Annotated in this window: 24 protein-coding genes and 1 pseudogene; 3 read left to right on the top strand and 22 right to left on the bottom strand. The window is 48.5% G+C overall.

Features of this window, described 5'->3' with window-relative positions; genetic code table 11:
- Window positions 1-384 precede the first annotated feature (384 nt).
- From FD01_RS11250 to FD01_RS11340, 22 genes and pseudogenes are all read right to left on the bottom strand, one after another.
- Complete coding sequence (locus tag FD01_RS11250) at window positions 385-870, bottom strand: NUDIX domain-containing protein (protein WP_225436147.1); 486 nt, start codon at window positions 868-870, stop codon at window positions 385-387.
- A 285-nt stretch (window positions 871-1,155) separates the two neighbouring features.
- Complete coding sequence (locus tag FD01_RS16140) at window positions 1,156-1,326, bottom strand: helix-turn-helix transcriptional regulator (protein ID WP_156647305.1); 171 nt, start codon at window positions 1,324-1,326, stop codon at window positions 1,156-1,158.
- A 92-nt stretch (window positions 1,327-1,418) separates the two neighbouring features.
- Window positions 1,419-1,850, bottom strand: coding sequence for an NUDIX domain-containing protein (locus tag FD01_RS11255; protein WP_056964368.1), 432 nt, complete (start codon window positions 1,848-1,850; stop codon window positions 1,419-1,421).
- Entirely contained in the window at window positions 1,851-2,222 is a 372-nt protein-coding gene (locus FD01_RS16145) for an HIT family protein (RefSeq protein WP_404820835.1), read from the bottom strand.
- Window positions 2,205-2,663: pseudogene (locus FD01_RS16150) on the bottom strand (GNAT family N-acetyltransferase); the annotation flags it as partial. The pseudogene FD01_RS16150 and the gene FD01_RS16145, both read right to left, overlap by 18 nt.
- An 83-nt stretch (window positions 2,664-2,746) precedes the next feature.
- Window positions 2,747-2,911, bottom strand: coding sequence for an EAL domain-containing protein (locus FD01_RS15800; protein WP_082611866.1), 165 nt, complete (start codon window positions 2,909-2,911; stop codon window positions 2,747-2,749).
- A 29-nt stretch (window positions 2,912-2,940) separates the two neighbouring features.
- Window positions 2,941-3,243, bottom strand: a complete 303-nt coding sequence (locus FD01_RS11265) for an EAL domain-containing protein (protein ID WP_056964370.1) — start codon at window positions 3,241-3,243, stop codon at window positions 2,941-2,943.
- 207 nt (window positions 3,244-3,450) lie between these two features.
- Window positions 3,451-3,789 carry a hypothetical protein gene (locus FD01_RS11270; protein WP_054717206.1) on the bottom strand — a complete coding sequence of 113 codons (339 nt, stop codon included), beginning with the start codon at window positions 3,787-3,789 and terminating at the stop codon, window positions 3,451-3,453.
- Window positions 3,790-3,964: 175 nt separating this feature from the next.
- On the bottom strand, window positions 3,965-4,504 hold the full coding sequence (locus FD01_RS11275; protein ID WP_054717207.1) for a hypothetical protein: 540 nt from the start codon (window positions 4,502-4,504) through the stop codon (window positions 3,965-3,967).
- A gap of 116 nt (window positions 4,505-4,620) precedes the next feature.
- Window positions 4,621-5,436: a Cof-type HAD-IIB family hydrolase gene (locus FD01_RS11280; protein WP_054717208.1), complete on the bottom strand. Its 816-nt coding sequence runs from the start codon at window positions 5,434-5,436 to the stop codon at window positions 4,621-4,623.
- Between the two features lie 43 nt (window positions 5,437-5,479).
- A complete protein-coding gene (gene hisC / locus FD01_RS11285; protein WP_054717213.1) occupies window positions 5,480-6,556 on the bottom strand; it encodes a histidinol-phosphate transaminase in 1,077 nt (358 codons plus the stop codon).
- 10 nt (window positions 6,557-6,566) lie between these two features.
- Window positions 6,567-6,899, bottom strand: a complete 333-nt coding sequence (gene hisE, locus FD01_RS11290; RefSeq protein WP_056964373.1) for a phosphoribosyl-ATP diphosphatase — start codon at window positions 6,897-6,899, stop codon at window positions 6,567-6,569.
- Window positions 6,892-7,224, bottom strand: coding sequence for a phosphoribosyl-AMP cyclohydrolase (gene hisI, locus FD01_RS11295; protein ID WP_054717217.1), 333 nt, complete (start codon window positions 7,222-7,224; stop codon window positions 6,892-6,894). Before hisI ends, hisE begins: the two co-directional genes overlap by 8 nt.
- Window positions 7,221-7,973: an imidazole glycerol phosphate synthase subunit HisF gene (gene hisF / locus FD01_RS11300; protein WP_056964374.1), complete on the bottom strand. Its 753-nt coding sequence runs from the start codon at window positions 7,971-7,973 to the stop codon at window positions 7,221-7,223. The genes hisI and hisF overlap by 4 nt, the downstream gene beginning before the upstream one ends.
- A gap of 1 nt (window position 7,974) precedes the next feature.
- A complete protein-coding gene (hisA, locus tag FD01_RS11305) occupies window positions 7,975-8,694 on the bottom strand; it encodes a 1-(5-phosphoribosyl)-5-[(5-phosphoribosylamino)methylideneamino]imidazole-4-carboxamide isomerase (RefSeq protein ID WP_056964376.1) in 720 nt (239 codons plus the stop codon).
- Window positions 8,672-9,298, bottom strand: coding sequence for an imidazole glycerol phosphate synthase subunit HisH (gene hisH / locus FD01_RS11310; protein WP_056964378.1), 627 nt, complete (start codon window positions 9,296-9,298; stop codon window positions 8,672-8,674). The genes hisA and hisH overlap by 23 nt, the downstream gene beginning before the upstream one ends.
- On the bottom strand, window positions 9,298-9,882 hold the full coding sequence (gene hisB / locus FD01_RS11315; protein WP_056964379.1) for an imidazoleglycerol-phosphate dehydratase HisB: 585 nt from the start codon (window positions 9,880-9,882) through the stop codon (window positions 9,298-9,300). Before hisB ends, hisH begins: the two co-directional genes overlap by 1 nt.
- Window positions 9,883-9,892: 10 nt before the next feature.
- Complete coding sequence (gene hisD / locus FD01_RS11320; protein WP_056964382.1) at window positions 9,893-11,182, bottom strand: histidinol dehydrogenase; 1,290 nt, start codon at window positions 11,180-11,182, stop codon at window positions 9,893-9,895.
- Entirely contained in the window at window positions 11,179-11,811 is a 633-nt protein-coding gene (gene hisG / locus FD01_RS11325) for an ATP phosphoribosyltransferase (protein ID WP_056964384.1), read from the bottom strand. Before hisG ends, hisD begins: the two co-directional genes overlap by 4 nt.
- Window positions 11,808-12,938 carry an ATP phosphoribosyltransferase regulatory subunit gene (locus FD01_RS11330; protein WP_054717221.1) on the bottom strand — a complete coding sequence of 377 codons (1,131 nt, stop codon included), beginning with the start codon at window positions 12,936-12,938 and terminating at the stop codon, window positions 11,808-11,810. Before FD01_RS11330 ends, hisG begins: the two co-directional genes overlap by 4 nt.
- 430 nt (window positions 12,939-13,368) lie before the next feature.
- Window positions 13,369-13,923 (bottom strand): NUDIX hydrolase, encoded by a 555-nt coding sequence (locus FD01_RS11335; protein WP_054717224.1) that lies wholly within the window; start codon window positions 13,921-13,923, stop codon window positions 13,369-13,371.
- 46 nt (window positions 13,924-13,969) lie between these two features.
- Window positions 13,970-14,833 carry a DegV family protein gene (locus FD01_RS11340; protein WP_056964386.1) on the bottom strand — a complete coding sequence of 288 codons (864 nt, stop codon included), beginning with the start codon at window positions 14,831-14,833 and terminating at the stop codon, window positions 13,970-13,972.
- 126 nt (window positions 14,834-14,959) lie between these two features.
- On the opposite strand from FD01_RS11340, the gene FD01_RS11345 reads away from it, so the two are divergent.
- The 3 genes from FD01_RS11345 (at window position 14,960) to FD01_RS16900 (ending at window position 18,912) form a co-directional block, all read left to right on the top strand.
- Window positions 14,960-16,657: an NFACT RNA binding domain-containing protein gene (locus tag FD01_RS11345; RefSeq protein ID WP_056964388.1), complete on the top strand. Its 1,698-nt coding sequence runs from the start codon at window positions 14,960-14,962 to the stop codon at window positions 16,655-16,657.
- Window positions 16,658-16,846: 189 nt separating this feature from the next.
- A complete protein-coding gene (locus FD01_RS15805; protein WP_404820834.1) occupies window positions 16,847-17,617 on the top strand; it encodes a LysM peptidoglycan-binding domain-containing protein in 771 nt (256 codons plus the stop codon).
- 545 nt (window positions 17,618-18,162) lie between these two features.
- Window positions 18,163-18,912, top strand: coding sequence for a LysM peptidoglycan-binding domain-containing protein (locus FD01_RS16900; protein ID WP_420864848.1), 750 nt, complete (start codon window positions 18,163-18,165; stop codon window positions 18,910-18,912).
- Window positions 18,913-19,324: the final 412 nt, after the last annotated feature.

The raw sequence follows: 19,324 nt of genomic DNA on the forward strand, positions 1-19,324 counted from the left end.
AAATTCCGCCGGATTATTTTGAATATTGGCCGCCGGAATAGCGTGCCGCGCGACAGCAACGTATTCGGCTTCTGATAACGTTTGGTGAAATTTCATCTTGGCTCCTTTTCGGGTGTCTTGATTGTGTCTTGCTATCATAGCAGTGATGTCTTAACGTGTCAATTTTGTAGCAGCTTAGTCGCCTGCAATCTGTAATCGATAGTTTTGAGTTCATTCAAAAATACCACCAAGCAGACAAGGACTTGGTGGTATTCAGGATAGTCAAATTGATCGGGTTCAAAAATAGCTGAATCGTCGTTAGCCAAGATACGTTCAATGCAGACTTGCTCGAGATCAGCGCGTTGTATGTGATGATATCGGCCTCAGGCTTCAAAGTTCGTCAGGCTAACGGTTTTCGTAAGTTTCCCAATTAGGATAATGTCTGGCCGTCATGTTGACCAAGCCAGTTTGTAAATAATCTCGCGCCCATAATACCAGCGGCGAGGCATTGTTCTCAGAAAGTTCGGATAATTTCATTGTTTGGGCGCCAAGTGAATCTTGACCGATGAATTGCACGGGATGTTGTAACAAAGCAGTTTCTGGCGCCTGCAACTGATAAAATACGGCAAGATGTTGGTTATGATCCCAATGTTTGTAGATCCAAGGATAGTCGAAGCTGACCGTTCCCAGTTGACGTTCAATCGTGGCACGGACACCAGTTTCTTCGTGAAATTCACGCAAGACACAAGCAGCCAAATCTTCCGGCCCGTCTAAACTGCCACCAGGCAAATCGAAGCGATGAGTGTATGGACCGCCGTGTTTGCGAATGACAATGAGATCGTCATGCCAAGTTAAGATGCCATAACAACCAAATGCGCGATGTAATTTCACTTCAAAACCTCCCGACATGACGCGAGCCATCCAAATAAAATAACAACTTTTCTGAAAATGTTCCAGTTGGGACGAAATCACCCGAATAAGCGGTAAAAATCGGTTAAATTCGATAGTTCGATAAGTTTAGAATTGACGAATTCACTAGGACAACGTCTTTAAAAAGCCAGGCAGTACCCCATCAAAGACAATTTGGTTAAGTTCAACGATTTTGGATTGTCCCTTCCTTACAGTTGTCACTAACCCAGCTTCTTGCATGATTTTCAAGTGATAAGAAGTCGTCGATTAAGAAGCCGTCGATTTGCCACAGTTGAGTTGATCGACTAATGCGGCGTAAGCCATTTTATTATGATGTTCATGCAAGGCGCGCACAATTGATAGGCGACTTTCATCTGCTAGGGCTTTGAAGATTTTTACGCGCCATTCGTCATTGCTGATTGACTGTTTGATATTCATAGAACTATTGCACCATTCCCCTTAGTCTTGTTGTACCGCGGCTATTCAAATCATGCCAATATTTTTCAAATTGAGCCATTAATAACACGCTGTCAGAAAAACAACTCTTGGTGTTCATGCTTGGAGTAAGCCTCAAACACCGCTTTGACAACTGAATTCAGTTGTTCTGTTTTAATTTCACCAATTGGTAGCCAATGGGTTTGACCTTCATTTTTTCCTAACGCAACTTTTGTTTGCAATGGCTCTGGCAATGTTGTCGTGCAGATAAAAATCATCTCGCGTCTGACATCATCGCGGTTAAAATTGACGAAGCCTTGTTGTTGCCAAACGTCTGCGTGCAATCCACATTCTTCAAATAATTCGCGAGTGGCAGCTTGGGTGACGGATTCGTTTGGTTCGACATGGCCACCAGGAAACGTCAAACTCGGCTCAAATTCACTATCAGTTTTGGCTTGCATCAACAGCTGTCCTTGGTTTTCCACCACACAAAAGCAAGTCCATTCCGTTGGATAAAACCGGTCCATTTAATCCCCTCCTAAAATCTGCCGGATCCCACCGCGCGCATAGGGCACGTCACCTGTCCACCGCGGAATCAAATGGCAATGCGCATGCCAGACGCTTTGTCCGCTGGCAGCGTTCACGTTAAAGCCGACATTATAGCCATCTGGGTGGCTAGTTTGCTCTAGCCAGGCTTTGCCGCGCTGAAGTAAATCCTGAATCGCTGTCAGTTCTTCAGGCGTTAGCGCAAAGAAATCATGACAATGGCGCTTAGGGATCACTAGCAAATGTCCGGGTGCGACTGGACTGCGGTCGAAAAACGCCAATGCCAACTCGTTTTGGTCGATGATGCGATCAGTTGACAAGGTGCAAAATGGACACCAACGCTCTAAGCGCACCAGTTGCGCCTCATCAGAATCGAGTCCGTTTTTGCCGACGAAGCCAAACTTCTGATAAAAGCCAACGGCAGTGATCGACGCTGGGATCTCAATGCGGCGTGCGTATTCTGCCAACGGGTCATTCAGCAAGGTACCCATCAGTTGCCGTCCAAAGCCTTGTCCTTGAACTTCTGGGGCGACAAAGACGGCAAACAAACTGACCTCATCACGTTTGCCCCAATACGAGCCGATCGCGCCACACGCTTTAATAACGTCATTGTCAACCCTGACGTAGAAATGCGTTTGCGCGGCTTTTTCGATGAACCACTGCGGGGTCATGCGATCGATGTCGGCTTGCAGATATTTTGCTGAGTAGTCTTTGATGTTGGTGGTCATCATGGTATGCGCAACCAACGCGGATACTGAAGGTGCATCTGCTGGTTCAAAGCGGCGAAACTGCACAGGTCATCACCCTTTCAGAAACTTAATCCTAGTATACCGCGCCCCTATATAAAAAGCGCCCACAAGTTGTGGACGCTTCGCGGTTAAAGTGCTGGCAAAGCAGGCTTGGAGAAATAATAGCCTTGGAATAATTGAATGCCTAGGTCTTGGGCGTAAGCGACTTCTTCAGCGTTTTCGACGCCTTCAAGAATAAAGGCCAAATGACAATCGAGGCTCACTTGGTACCAAAAGTCGATGCGTTCACGCATTTTTTTGGGGGATTTTCTTTGCGCAGATTTTACATCGCGAATTTCACGCCGTCGACATAAGGCAATAAGTCGCGCACCACTTCAAAAGAATTATCTGAGCCGACATCATCGATATCTACCCGGACACCACCGGCGCGATAAATCGCGGTGATTTGGCGCATCGTCAACGTATCAGGCACATCCGTCGCTTCAATGGTCAATTCATCTGGGCCACCTTGTTCATTTTTAAAGGCGGTCAAGGCTTCAGCGACGCGCTCATCGGAAAATTCCGCCGTGGTCAAGTTAATGGCAATGCGACGAATCGAGCTTGCTGCTAAACTTGGGCAAACCACACCGGCAGTGCGAGCTTTTCAAGCATCATCACCATGTTGATGTGGACGCCAAGTAGATTCATTTGCATTATTGTCGAGACGCCCCCCTGAATGGACTGCGATTCTTTAAGCATACCCTTTCGCAAGGCCTGATACAATCATCATTTTAACGAATATTTTCAATTTATTGGTCTAAAAAACGGTACTGAGCCGGTACCGTTTCATGTGCTATTCAGTTGCTAACAATTGATCGAGTTGGTTGAGATTGGATGCAAAAGCCGCGTGGACTAGCGGGTTAAGGACAAGCGGTGGCAACACTGGGGTTTCGGTGACTAACAAAACTTGTTCAACTTGGGTACCAAATAAAGTGGCATTCAAGCTAAAAATTAATTGGATATCATGACTTTGGCTGCGATAGCCCACTAACTTGGTGCCGGTGAAGACTTGCCAGTGAAATTGATGCGCGATCGGCGACAGTTGGTTGAAGCGTGCCGGGTCGCTTAACCAGGATTTGACGGTGTGAAAGCTGGCATTAATGTGATGTGAGTTGGTAAATAAGATCTGCATGCGGATTCCCTCCTGAGATTTTTTCGGCTCATTTATAAATTACGCAAACGAAGGCCATTTCATCTTTTGGATTTTCAATTTCTGAAAAAATTCGATCCCGCGGCCGTCGTACAGAGCGTGCGGGTTCATTCCAAATGGGCATATTAAAAAAGCCCGCCTAAGCGGACCCTCAGTTTTACCAAAAAATCATGCAGCAGATCACCGCAGCCATGAATAAAACCAAGGCGGCGATCAAATACTTTTGCGTGCTTTGCAGTTGCGCGTACCAGCGGCCATCACCGAACAAATGCAACGCGTTTAGTTCGTCTTGATGGTCATCAGCCAATTGCCCCACCGCATGGGCTTCCAGGCTCAATGCTTGATGATGGAGCCAAATGCTCGCGATATGTAAGCATAAGGCAATCAACAGCCACCACCAAGTGGCAAACAAGCCGCTCCAGTTGGTGACTTCTGGCAACCAAGCCCCAAATGTGGCGACATAGGCTAATAATGCTAAGCCCGCGACGGTCCAATAACGGTGCGTGGCCACAGCTAATTTTGGCTCAATTTCGGCTAAGCGCAAGTAGGATTTGAGGCGCAGATCCAAAGTTGCTTTGGGTGTGCCTTCTGGTGTTGGTAAGGCTTTGGCGGCTTCTCGGCGCATGAAGGCGTAAAGGATCAATGCGAGCACGCCAATCACGGCTGGGGCATATGGAATAAGTTCAGAAATAGACATGAGTTCCCTGCTTTCTATGTTTGATAACATTGATAGAATAACAAGGAAAATGGTGCAGACTTTTAGGCGCCGATGACGATTTTATGGCTAAAATGTGAACAAAAAAACTCGCGACGTTAATCGCGAGTTTGCGCTTTAGCGGCTAAAACTTGGTCGAGCACTTGCACCACACCGTATTCATCATTGGAGCCGGTGTGCAAATCAGCATATGGCGCCATGCCGGGATTAGCATTGGCCATTAAATAGCCATACTTCACATAGCTGAGCATTTGTGCGTCGTTGAAGGTATCACCAAACGCCATCATTTGATCTGGCGTGATATTGCGCAGTTTGCCGATTTGGGCCATGGCCGTGCCTTTGTTGACATTGTTGGGCATAATGTCGATCCACACCGGGCCAGAAACGGCAGCGGAGAATTGATCGCCAAATTGGGGTTGAATCACTTCTGCAAACACGCGTTCTGCATCCCCGTTAGGCAAATACAGCGTCACTTTGTCCGCTTCGCCTTGCCACTGACTTAAGTCATCTAAGTAATCCAAGTTGTGGTAGAATTCGCGATACACCGCATCGTATTGACGATCTGAACTCGGCGCCACAGCCCCATCGATGGCACAGATCATCGGCCGCACGTCTTCGTGACTTAAAGCTGTTTGGACCATGGCGTCAATGGCGTCTTGAGGCAACAGATTTTTAGCGACGATTTGCCCGCGGTCAGCGATCACCCCGCCGTTATCCGAAATCAGCACCAATGAATCCGCATGTTTGGGGAAGATCTCTTTGAGCGTGTACAGCGGACGTCCAGATGCGATGGCAAATTGAATGCCGGCTTTTTCTAAGGCGTCGAGCTTTTGGTCAAAATGTGGTGGCAACTCGCCGGCTTCGGTGAGTAAGGTGTGGTCCATGTCAGTGGCGATTAATTGTACGTCTAGCATATTGTGCTGCTCCTTTACATCAGTCAATCGCCATCATAGCACATTATTTCGTCGCATAAAAGCGGTTCATCAACGCTTGGATCGCGGCGTTTTCGTCACTGCTCCCAAAGGTCAGCCGCAACCAGCCTGGTTTTAAGCCGTTACGCAGCAAGTAGCCGTGTTGCAACAAGTACTGATGCAAGTCATTGACTTGCGGGGCTTTAAAGAAAATGAAGTTGGCTTGGCTTTGATCGTAGGTGATCCCTGCTTGATCAAAAAAGCGTTCAAACTGATCGCGTGCAGTGGCCACCTTTTGGCGCATGCCAGCCACAAAAGTCGTATCTTTCAACGCGGCGAGCGCGGCGACTTGAGACACGCTGTTTAAGTTGTAAGGCAAACGGACGGCTTGCATGGCGGAAATCAAGGCCTTGGGGATGATCGCATAACCCACCCGCATGGCTGCTAAGCCGTAGATTTTAGAAAAGGTGCGCATCACGACGATGTTGTCGAATTCATTCAAGAGTTGAATCGCAGAGCCATTTTCTTGGGTGACAAATTCCATATACGCTTCATCGATCATCACCAAGACATGCTTAGGCACTTGCTTCAATAAATTGCGTAAGTCCGCCAGTGGCATATAAGTGCCAGTGGGATTATTAGGGTTGCATAACCACATCAGCTTAGTTTTTGGCGTGATGGCAGCGATTAAGCCTTGCAGATCAAAGGTGCCATCGTCAAGCACAGGCACATCAACAATATTGGCCCCTTCGATTTGGCAGTGTAATTTGTACTCGCCAAAAGTCGGCCATGGTTCCACCACTTCATCGCCAACTTCCAAAAAGGTCCGGGCCGTCAGTTCGATCACTTCGTCTAAGCCGCAACCAAACAGCAATTGTTCGGGATCAACGCTCAGTTTAACGGCCACGGCTTGGCGCAAGGCATTGGCATCCCCATCTGGGTAAAGCCGCGTGGTAGTGAAGTCAAAGTTTTGAATCGCTTGTTTAACCGCAGGCGAGGTACCGAACGGATTTTCGTTAGCGGATAAGCGGGTGATTTTGGCGACACCAGTTTCTTTTTCCAGGTCAGCCAATGGGGTTTCTGGGATATAAGGATCGAGTTGGGCAATGGTTTTCTTCAGCATGGCTAACCTCCTAGAGTTTTTTAATGGCCGGGCGTTCTTTTAATTTCTTCGCATCACTGGGGCCGATGCGACTGGCCAGTTCTGCTTGGATCTGGTCGACAGATACGCCGCGTTCAGCCATCAAGACTAAAACGTTATACGCAAGGTCCGCAATTTCTAAAATTAAATCAGGATCCGAATCATTTTTGGCAGCAACGATGACTTCCGTCGCTTCTTCACCGGTTTTCTTCAAGATCTTGTCGAGCCCTTTGGTAAACAAGTAATCGGTGTAAGAGCCTTGGATCGGATTGGCTTTGCGATCCGCGATCACGGCTTCTAGTTCGTGTAAGGATTGTTTAGCCATTGAGTTCTACTCCTTTCTCATCGCGATAAAAACAACTCGTGTGTCCAGTGTGACAAGCAGGCCCGGCTGGGATCACGTTGATCAAAATACAATCTTCATCGCAATCCACGGCAATGCTTTGCACCACTTGGGTATTGCCTGACGTTTCGCCTTTGTGCCACAGTTCTTGGCGCGAGCGGGACCAAAACCAGGTTTGGCCAGTGGCATTGGTTTTTTGCCAAGCTGCTTCATTCAAGTAAGCCACCATCAAAACTTGTTTGGTGTTGGCATCTTGGACGACGGCAGTGACTAAGCCATCACCTTTATCAAAATCTAAATCGATCAACGCACTAACACCCCGTTTTCTTTGAGTTCGGCTTTGACTTCAGGAATCGTCAACTCGCCAAAATGAAACACAGAGGCGGCCAAGCCTGCGTCCACTGAGGTTTGCGTGAAGAGATCCGTGAAATCTTGAATCGAGCCGGCACCACCAGAAGCGATGATCGGGACATTCACAGCATCAGTTAACGCTTGATACAACTTCAGGTCAAAACCGGCTTTGGTGCCATCTTGATCCATTGAAGTGACCAACAGTTCCCCAGCGCCAAGTGCGACGACTTGTTTCGCCCAGTCAACCGCATCAAGGTCAACTGGCGTACGCCCGCCGTCGATCACCACTTGGAATTTGTCTCCTTGTTTGCGGACATCGATGGCGACGACGATACATTGCCGGCCAAACTTTTCAGCGCCTTGGGTGATCAGTTCTGGTTGCCGGACCGCCGCTGAGTTCAAGGAGACTTTATCAGCGCCGGCTTTCAATAAGGCCTGCATGTCGTCGACGGAATGGATGCCACCGCCGACCGTTAATGGCATAAAGACAAGGCTTGCGACGGATTCGATCGTGTCGACCATGGTTTTGCGGTGATCGACAGTGGCAGTGATGTCTAAAAATACCAATTCATCAGCGCCTTGTTGCTCATAAGCCGCTGCAATTTCTGCAGGATCGCCAACATCGGTTAAATCGACAAAGTTGACCCCTTTTTTGACGCGGCCTTGGTCGACGTCTAAACATGGAATAATCCGTTTGGTGATCATGTTATCCCTCCAATGCTTTCAGGTCAGCTAACGTAATGCTCCCAGCCGCTAAGGCTTTGCCCACAATCGCAACGGTGATGCCAGCGGCTTTAAGGTGCGTGAGGTCTGAAGGCTCATGCATCCCCCCAGAAGCGACAAAAGTCAAAGCTGGAAATTGTTGATGCAAGTCTGCCAACATTTGCACATTTGGCCCGCTTAACGTCCCGTCTTTGGCAATGTCGGTGACGATAAAGGTTTGGGCCCCGGCTTGTTGCATCGCGTCAACCAGTTGCGCACACGATACGTCGGAATCTTCCAGCCAACCTTCAGTGGCAACGCGATCATGCAAGGCGTCAATGCCGATGACGATTTTGTCTGGACCGAATTGTTGCAAGGCGGCTTTGGTGAGTTCCGGGTCTTTTAATGCGACTGACCCTAAAATCACGCGATCGATACCTTTGGCTAAATAAGCTTCAATCGTTTGTAATGTGCGAATACCGCCGCCGACTTCGATAAATAAATCCGTCGCGGCGCGAATTTTTTCAATCGTCGCGAGGTTCTTGGGCTCACCAGCTTTGGCACCGTCTAAGTCCACTAAGTGTAAATGGGTCAAGCCAGCTTGTTCAAAGCTTTGCGCTTGGGTGACGGGGTCGGCGGAGATTGTCGTTTTTTGATCGTAATCGCCTTGGTACAAGCGCACGGATTGCCCGTTGATCAAATCAATTGCGGGAAAAATCTGCATCTGCCACCATCTCCTTAAAGGCTTTGAGGCCTGCTAAGCCCACAACACCACTTTTTTCTGGGTGGAACTGCATCCCCACCACGTTATTTTGTTGGACGACGCTTGGAATTTGCACACCGTAGTCACAAGTCGCCACAATATTCTTAGCGGCAGTTTGCACGTAATAAGAATGGACGAAATACGTCGCTTCACCGTCGAACACGCGACCAAAGCGATTAATCGCCCGACCATTATTGGTATCCCAGCCCATGTGTGGAACTTTTAAGCCTGGCTTTTCTGGAATCGCGACCACTGCGCCTGGTAACAACCCTAAGCCTTGCGTTTCGCCGAATTCTTCGGAACGGTCAAACAACAACTGCATCCCCAAACAGATCCCTAACATCGGCTGGCCGGCGCGGGCTTGGGTTTGCAATACCTCAACCAAGTTGCGCGAAGCGATCGCTTGCATCGCTTTGGCAAAAGCGCCGACTCCTGGCAAAATCAAACCATCGGCCTGTTTGATCACTTCAGGATCAGCAGTTAAACAGTTTTCAATGTCGAGGTGGTCCAAGGCTTTTTTGACATTGCGGACGTTGCCGGTGTCATAATCGATCACTGCAAGCATTAAATCACACCTTTCGTCGATGGAATACCTTTCACGTCTGTGTTCAAGTTGACCGCGGCACGCAAGGCGCGACCCAGCGCTTTGAACAAGGTTTCAATTTTGTGGTGCGTGTTTCTTCCATATAAAACGGTTGCGTGTAAATTGAATTCCCCAGCAAAGGCGATTGCTTGGAAAAAGTCTTGGGTGACTTCGGTATCATAGCCGCCAAGCTTGGGGTTATCGAATTCAGCTTCAAACACGAGATAAGCGCGACCGGATAAGTCGACCACTACCCGGCTCAAGGTTTCATCTAATGGGACAAAAGCGGTCCCGAAGCGTTCGATTCCAGCCTTATCGCCTAAAGCTTGTTTGAAACATTCGCCGATAACAATGCCGACATCTTCTGTGGTGTGGTGCGGATCGACGTCTAAGTCACCATCTGCTTTCACCACTAGGCCGAAGCGACCATGTTTAGCGAAGGCATTCAACATATGATCGAAAAAGCCGATGCCAGTATCGATATCGATGGTTGAATAATCATCGAGATTCAAGCTGACATAAATTTTCGTTTCTTTGGTGTTGCGTGTAATTTCTGCTGTACGCATGTGGGGCCTCCTATTTGGCGTCGGCTTCAAAGCGGCTTTCGATGGCGCGAGCGTGCGCTTCGAGACCTTCAGTGCGAGCCAAAGTCGTAATGGCGCTGGCAACTTTTTCTAAAGCAGGTTGGGTGTATTGCACGAATTGAATCCGCTTGACGAAATCTTCCACGCCGAGTGGTGAGAAGAAGCGCGCCGTCCCAGCCGTTGGCAAAATGTGGTTGGGACCGGCAACGTAATCGCCCAAAGGTTCTGAAGCGGTGCGGCCTAAGAAGACGGAGCCGGCATTTTGAATCCGGTTGAGGTAAGTGATCGGCTCGTCGACTTGGACTTCCAAGTGTTCTGGGGCGATCAAGTTCATTAAATCAAAGGCTTGATCCAAATCTTTGGTGATGGCGATAAAGCCTTCATTGTTGACCGAAGCGCGCGCAATTTCTTCGCGTGGCAACGTCTTGAGTTGCCGTTCGATTTCAGCGCTGACGGCTTTGGCCACGTCGAGACTTGGGGTGACCAGCATTGGCCGGGCGAACTTATCGTGTTCCGCTTGTGATAATAAGTCAGCGGCCAGTTGGCGAGCGTTAGCCTTTTCGTCGGCGATGACGCCAATTTCAGATGGGCCGGCGATCATGTCGATGGCGACTTGGCCGAAGACTTGCTTCTTAGCCGTTGCCACAAAAATGTTGCCTGGGCCCATGATCTTGTCGACGCGGGGGATACTTTCGGTCCCAAAGGCTAACGCAGCGATGGCTTGGGCGCCACCGATTTGATAAACTGCATCCACACCTGCTAACTTAGCTGCGGCCAAGACGGCTGGGTTGATCCCTTCTGGTTGTGGTGGGGTCACCATCACGATATTTTTCACGCCGGCGATTTTGGCGGGGATGGCGGCCATCATGATTGTGGATGGATATGCGGCAGTACCACCTGGCACATATAAGCCGGCTGCGGCTAATGGGGTCAGCTTTTGCCCACGGATCACACCTGGTTGTTTGGCATCGATAAAGCCACGGGACACTTCTTGTTCATGGTAGCTGGTGATGTTCTTCTTCGCTAAGCGCAAGGCGGTAAGCAACTCTTCAGAACAGGCGTTGTAGCCGGCTTCAATGGTTGCATCAGAAACGCGGAATTCGTCCACTTGGGTTTTATCGAACTTAGCGGAATATTCCTTTAAGGCCACGTCGCCTTTTTCGCGCACGTTTTTAATAATGTCTTGGACCGCGGCTTCGACTTCTGGACGACTGGCGGCTTGTTGTTCGCGCTTGGTAACTTGGTTTGTCAACGCTTCAAATGATCCGGTCAAAATTTTCATAAGGCAGCCTCCTGCATGGCTTGTTGTAGTTGTAACAGCAATTGTTTGATTTCACCTTGTTTTTGTTTCAAGGCAAGTTTGTTGACGACTAAGTGGGTGGATACTGGCATGAGCTCGGCGTACACTTGCAAATGATTTTCCCGCAAGGTATCGCCAGTTTCGACGATATCAACGATCGCATCAGCTAAGCCAACTAATGGTGCCAGCTCGACGGAGCCTTCGATTTTAATGATTTCAACATCCTCGCCGATCGTATTGAAATAGTCTTGGGTGATTTGCGGGTACTTGGTGGCAATGATCTTGCGCCGCGCTAACCCAGGATCGAAATCTTTGGTGGATGCTAGCACGAAATGACAGCGCCCAGTGTTGAGATCCAGCATGTCATATTGCGGATTGCGTTGTTCAACCAGAATGTCAGAACCCACGATCCCGACATCCATTGCCCCGCCGTTGAGGTAAGTCAACACATCTGGTCCTTTGGCTAAAATCACGTGGTAGTTCGGGTCATCGTTAAAAATCAACCGCCGGCCTTTGTTTAAAATGGGCTCAATGTTCATTCCTGCCCGTTTGAGCAGTGGGAGCACCATTTTTTCAGTGCGGCCTTTGGTTAAGGCAATGTTGATGGTCATTGTGTCACCTCCTGAGTTAAATCGATCAACTTAGCGCCGAGACTGTCAGCTTGGCTTTGCGCCTGGCGTAAGTTGTCATCCAAGCAAAGCGTTGCGTTTGGGGTTTGTTGCACCAAGGCTTGGGCTTGTTGCCATTGCGAATCGTTGAAGTAGATCAAAGTCGGTTGAGGTTGCTTTGTGTCTGGTAACGCCAAGCTCAATGCATCAACGTCAAATGAGAACCCGACGGCTGGTTGTAAGGTTTGTTGGAAACTAGATAACAAGCGATCATAGCGCCCGCCTGAGAATAAATAATCGGCTGATTGTTTGGCGTAAGCCCGAAACACTAAGCCGGTGTAGTAAGGTTGTGGCGTTGGGCTGGACAAGTCGACAGTCAATTGCAACTGCGGCGCGTTAGCTTTAAGAAAGTCAACCGTTTGTTTCAAGTTGGCCACTGCTTGTTGCAAGGCTGGCACGGGAGGGATCTTGGCAAGCACTTCATCGGCATCCCCGAACAACCACGGCCATTGGGCTAAGAAATCATTCAATGGCGACTGCGGCAGACGCTTGAGTTGTTCAGCATATTTGGTCAAGTTCTTGGCAAACAAAGCTTGCTTCAAACTGTCACGTGCCACTTCCGGCAGTTGTTCCAGCACCGTGTCGACAAAGCTGGCATCAGATAATTCCAAAGTGACGTTGTTGATGCCTAAGTCATCGCATAACCCGGCGGCTAGTAGTAAACATTCGGCTTCAGCTTTAGATCCAGGATAGCCGATGATTTCCACCCCAGCTTGGGTGATTTGGTTGTAGCCGCCGGAATGCCGCTTTTTGATGCGAAAAACGTCGCCGACATAACACCATTTGGTTGGTGGCGTGATCCCGGTGGTACTCATCACCCGCGCAACGGGTAAGGTCAAGTCCGGGCGTAAGACTAACGGTTCGCCAGATTCTTCTAAAAATTGATAAGCGCTTTCTAAGGTTGGAGCCATCGCATCAAACACGGCGCGGTATTCCAACACTGGGGTTTTGATCGGGTCAAAGCCGGCTTTAATAAAACGCTGTTGTAAGGTGTTGGTCAGTTGGACTTTTTTTAATGCTAACGGACCAAATTCATCGCGCGTGCCGATGGGTAAGTTGCGTTTGGACATGTGATTCACTCCTTTTGGTCATGAGGATACAAAAAATCGCCCACGACAAGTCATTAGACTCATCGAGGACGATTCATTCACCGCGGTTCCACCTCTGTTCGTCGCCACTTCGCAATGACGACCTCACACTGCCGATCAACAGCGGCCAAACGGCGATTGTTGAGGGTAGCTATGATAACGCAATTCCTGCGTGCTCTCCTACTTGATTCAGAAAGCAAGTTCATAGATGTGGACGTGTTGGGTAGCGATCCCTTCTCAGCTAGTGGGACTCTCTTAACACCCTGAACAACACGCGGTTTCTAATCACAACTTCATTTGATTAATGTCTATTTAATATGTCTATCATATTAGCTCATTTTTGAAAGATGTCAAGCACCCAATTTAAAAAAAATGCACAAAAAAGAGCCTGCTCGTGCAGACTCAAGTGATGTTAACGGACAAACGCCATGTAATAACTGATGGCACTGACACTTTGCGCGCTGGCGATGCGGCCATTTTTGACTGCTTCAAGGACTTCATTTAACGGCACGAACTTGCTGGTGACAAATTCGTCTTGATCGAAGTGTTTGGCTACATGCTTATCGCGGTCAACCGAGGCTAAGAATAAATGCACCACTTCATCGGTCATACCTTCACTGGAGCGCACCGCACATAATGGCGTCAGACTTTGGGCTAAGTAGCCCGTTTCTTCTTCCAATTCACGTTTGGCCGCTTGCAGTGGGGTTTCGCCAGCATTGATCAAACCGGCAGGCAACGCGTAGGCTTCGGCGTTGATGCCAATGCGATATTCGCGGTTGACCAGCACTTGGTCGTCATCAGTGATGGCAAGCAAGGCGACGGCTGGTGCATGTTCGATCAAGTCGCGCTGCACCGTTAAACCATCTGGCGTTTGGACCTGATTGCTGGTGACTTTAAAAATATGGCCGGTATAGCTGGTTGTGCTAGATAGAATTTTGCCTTTAGCCGTATCTGATTGAATAAACATAGCTACCTCCAAAAAACAGCCGCCGATGTTGGCAGCTGTCAGAATATTATTTGCTTTCGTCTTTGATCCAGCCGAGTGCGATGGCCCGTTCACCTAAGTGCGTCCCGATCACCGGGCCAAAGTATGAACGTTCAATGCGCACTTGCGGGAACTTTGCTTGCAGTTCTTTTTGCCAACGGTCGCCTTCTTTGGGATCATTGGCATCGATCACCCAAGCGAGGATCGGATAATCCACGCGTTCAAGTTCTTCGGTGAACAGCGTTTCAATGCGGGCGTAGGCCTTTTTTAGAGAACGGATCTTTTCAAACGCGACAATTTTATGAGAGTTGTCATCAAAGGTCAATAACGGCTTGATTTTCAGCATCCCACCGATAAATCCAGCCGCGTTGGACAAGCGGCCACCACGCACTAAGTTTTGTAAATCGTTGACTAAGAAATATTCGCCAGTCGTCGCGCGCAATTCATCCATATGGGTGACGATTTCATCGACGGTTTTACCTTCAGCGGCCATGCGTGCAGCCGTGAGGACCAATTGCCCCATTAAAATGACGGTGATTTGAGAGTCATACACCACGACATGGGCAGGTTCAAAATCAGCCGCAGCGGCTTTTAAGGTGTTGACAAACCCAGAAATCGTGCTGGCCAAGTGGATACTTAAAATGGTGTCATAGCCTTCATTGGCTAAATCTTCATAAACCTTCAGCACTTCGCCTAATGGGGGCTGGGAAGTGTTGGGGAACGTTTTGGCAGTGCGGAGTAACTCATAGTAATCTGCAGTTTGAATATCCTTGCCTTCATCGTAAACCGTGCCATCTAAAATGACGGGAATGGGCACGACTTTGATGTGGTTGGCTTGGATCTGATCTTCAGAAAGATACGCAGTGCTATCGGTGACGACGGCGATCTTCATGCGGTTCACCCACTTTTCTAGAATTCACTGCATTATCGTACCATATTTTCATAGATTTTTGAATAAACGGAAGCACTTGTCATAAATGGTATAATAGAAATAGACATTTTTTTACAGGAGGCGCCTATGTCATTTGATGGTATTTTCACCCACGCCATGGCTCACGAACTGGCCGACTTGTTAGTTGGCGGTCGCGTGAACAAAATTCAACAACCTTATCCTTATGAAGTGGTTTTAACCATTCGGGCTCAGCGCAAAAACTGGCCACTTTTATTGTCCGCTCATCCCGAATACGCCCGTGTCCAAATCACGCAGATTCCGTTTGCCAATCCCAAAACCGCCAACACCTTTACGATGACCTTGCGCAAGTACTTAGCCTCTGCCCAATTGATGCGCTTGGCCCAAGTCGACAATGACCGCGTGCTGCACTTAGATTTTAAAACCCGCGATGAACTCGGGGATGATTTGTCCTTGCGCTTGGTCGTCGAGTTTATGGGCCGCCATTCCAATATTACGCTGGTGAATTTGGTGACCAACAAGATCATCGACTTGATCCATCACGTGTCACCTGATCAAAACCGCTATCGCCTGTTGTTGCCTGGCGCTGATTATGTCGAACCACCAAAACAAGATAAAGTCGATCCTTTTACTGACGATACCCGCGGTTATCAAGAATTGATGAAAACCACCGATGTGCCATTGGCGAAGTTGTTGCAACGGCATTATCAAGGCCTAGCCTCTGACTCCGCAATTGAATTAGCCGCGCGGTTAACGACTGGGGATGCTGATCGCGCGTGGGATCAGTTTATCGCTGCTATCAACGCCGCAACACCTGCAATCACGACTGGCGACAAAGTGTATTTCTCAGCAACGCCTTATCAAAGCCTCAAAGGTGACGTTGAAACGTACCCGACTTGCTCTGAAATGCTTGATGCTTTTTACGCCAAGAAAGCGGAACATGATCGTGTGCGTCAACTCGGCAGTAACTTGATCCACCCGTTGAAGAACTTGATCGAAAAAGATGAAAAGAAACAAAAGAAGTTAGCCGCGACCTTAAAGTCCACCGAAAAAGCGGATGATTACCGGATCCGCGGCGAACTGTTGTCGACTTATCTCAATCAAGTCGAACGCGGGATGACGACCATCACCTTACCGAACTTCTATGACGACAACAAACCTTTGAAGATCAGTTTGTCCAACGAGCTTTCCCCATCCAAAAACACGCAGCGTTACTTCACCAAGTATCAAAAGCTCAAGAATGCGGTGGCATTTGTCAATGAACAAATGGCTGACAATCAAGCCGAACTCGATTATTTAACTGGGGTGATGACGCAAATCGAACTCGCTGCCCCTAAAGATCTTGATGATATCCGCAGTGAGCTGCAACAAGGCGGCTTTTTGAAAGTGCAACACAAAGGCAAAAAGGCGCCGAAGCATAAAGTTGCGAAGCCTGAAACCTTTTACGCATCAGATGGCACCGTGATTTCAGTGGGTAAAAACAATTTACAAAACGATCAACTGACTTTGCGTACCGCCAACAAGTCTGACATTTGGCTCCATGCTAAAGATGTGCCAGGCTCGCATGTGATCATCAGCTCACCTCGTCCTAGCGACAAAACCTTGCTGGAAGCCGCGAACTTGGCGGCATACTTCTCAAAGTCGCGCGCCAGTGCCAATGTAAAAGTCGATTGGATCGAAGTCAAAAAGATCCGCAAACCCAATGGTGCCCGTCCCGGTTTTGTGGTTTATGAAGGTCAGCGCACGGTGGTGGTCACGCCAGACGAAGATTTAGTGGCAAAACTACGCCAAAAGCCGACTTTGTAACCATGGCGTAACATTATAACCAAAATTAAATATTTCGTTACAGTTTTGCCTCTACTCTTGTCAAGTGAAATCGCTATACTCAACTTAGGAAAACAATTAGACCCGTAAATTACTTGAGGAGTGAGCATCATCAAAAAATCACAATTAGCATGGCTCTTCACCCCTGCGCTGGCGCTGCTTCCTGGCACGATTTTGGCACAAGGACACGAAGTTAAAGCCGATACCAATACCGACACTGATACAGACTACACCGTTAAAACCGGTGACACCTTGTCTAAAATTGCTTTGGACAAAAACACCACGGTCAGCGACTTGGCAACGACCAACAAAATTGCCAACAAGAATTTGATCATCGTGGGTCAAAAACTGAAGCTCAAAGCGGCCGCTCCTGTTGCTGACAACACCACTTACACGGTGAAGTCTGGCGACACCTTATCTCAAATCGCTGCGGACAACAACATGACCACTGCGCAATTGGCAGCTGCCAACAACTTGTCTAACGCTGATTTGATTTTGGTCGGTCAAACCTTGAAGTTGACTGCCGCCGCAACGCCTGCTCCGGCAACGACTGCAACCACGACGACCCAAACTAACTCGGCAGCTGCAACGAACACCACCACTCAAAAAACGACTCAAGCAGCTACCACCACTTCAACCAGCACGAGTACCGCGACAACTACTGGCTCAACCACGAACTATGGTACTTTCAAGTTGTCTTTCTATGATCCTGCGGCTTTAGGTTCCAACATGGGCTACAGCGGTGTTGCCGCTAACTTGTCCGTCTTCCCTAAAGGCACGCATTTGAAGATCACGTTGTCTAACGGCACGGTTTGGTATCGGACGGTTAATGATACTGGGACCTTCGCTTATTCCAACCCACATCAATTAGACGTTGCAATGCCTTCCAGCCAAATTCCAAGTGCTGGGATCTTATACGCAACCGTTGAAGTTTTACATTAACCCAGTTAGCCTCCCAGTGTGGAGGCTTTTTTGATGTCTAATTACTTCGCTGACGAGTTCCTTCTATTATATAGACGCACATTCTTGTGATTCAAATTTTTGACTGATGAGATATCATCTGAATTTATTACGAATTCTATAACAGCGTCAATCGGCTTATCCTTTATTTTGCAATGTCCGTAACACTTTGCAATAACGCCGGAATGCAACAGAATGATGACAATATGTCAAAATACGCACTTTTTGTTACCTGTTTGGCGTTGGTTTGTTATCTGTGCTCGGTATACTAGTCCCAGTTGTTAAGCAAATCCAGACATTCAAAATAGGAGTGACTCATTATCAAAAAAGCACATCTCGTATGGTTATTCTCGACGACCCTTGCCTTGACCGCTGGTGCGGCCTTTGTCTCGAGCAACCCGGTAGACGCGGCTACCACTCAGTCTGCATACACCGTTAAATCCGGTGATACCCTTTCTGCCATTGCCAATGCCAATGACACCACAGTCGCGAAGTTAGTTTCCGCTAACAGCATTAAAAACGCACATATGATCCATGTCGGCCAACAATTGAAGTTGACTGAAGCGGCCACGACTTATACCGTTAAATCCGGTGATACCTTAGGCGCCATTGCTGAAGATACTAAGGTAACGGTTGCGAACTTAGTGACTTACAACAACATCACTGACGCAAACTTCATTCACGTCGGTCAAGTCTTGAAGTTGACTGGGACGACTACACCTGCAACTACGACAACTAGTGCGCAAACGACTAGCACGCCTGCAACGACTACTGCTGCAAGCACGACTTCCCCTGCTGCTTCAACTACGCAAGCAAGCACCACGACTGCTACTCAAACGCAAACGCCTGCTAAGTCGACGACGACCACGACCCCGGCCAAGTCCACCACGACTACCCCAGCGGCTTCCACGTCAACGCAAACTCAAACCACGACGCCTGCCGCTACAACTTCAACTGCTTCCACGACAACCACTAGTCAAGCAAGTACCACAACTGCAAGTTCTTCAACCAGCTACGGGACTTTCAAGTTATCCTTCTATGACCCAGCTGTGTTGGGCTCAAGCCTTGGCTACAGCGGCGTGGCGGCTAACTTATCGGTCTTTCCTAAAGGCACGAAGTTAAAGATCACCTTGTCCAATGGCACTGTTTGGTATCGGACCGTGAACGATACTGGTTCCTTTGCGCAAAGCAACAGCCGTCAATTAGACGTTGCGATGCCATCTAGCCAAATTCCAAGTGCTGGGATCTTATACGCACAAGTTTCGGTGGTCAAATAAATCTGAGTTCACGTCAAATTCCCCGCTACGGCGAGGAATTTTTTGTATTCATACTAAATCATCTTTAAACCCGGTTTAAATCAACTTACGCTTTCCGGCATCGTTCGTGTTTCATGCCGCCATCAGGTGCCAGTGGTCTGGCAACGTTTCAGTGATTTTAAATTGGGACTCCAGCTGGCCACCGGTACGTGGAGAGGGTCCTCGCCGGAGCTAGCCGAGATGTGTCGCTACGCTCCCCACTCGCCGGATCTCCGACTGCGGAGTGATGTAGGTGGTAAACCACCAACATCACTCTCACCACGTACCGGTGACCAGCTTCCGTCCCAATTTCAAATCACTTCCACTACGCCTGACCGCTGACACCTGATGGCTACGAAACGTGTGATGCCAACGTGTATCTGCGATTACACGA

Origin of the sequence: Lacticaseibacillus manihotivorans DSM 13343 = JCM 12514 (assembly GCF_001435035.1) — a bacterium.
Classification (GTDB): domain Bacteria; phylum Bacillota; class Bacilli; order Lactobacillales; family Lactobacillaceae; genus Lacticaseibacillus; species Lacticaseibacillus manihotivorans.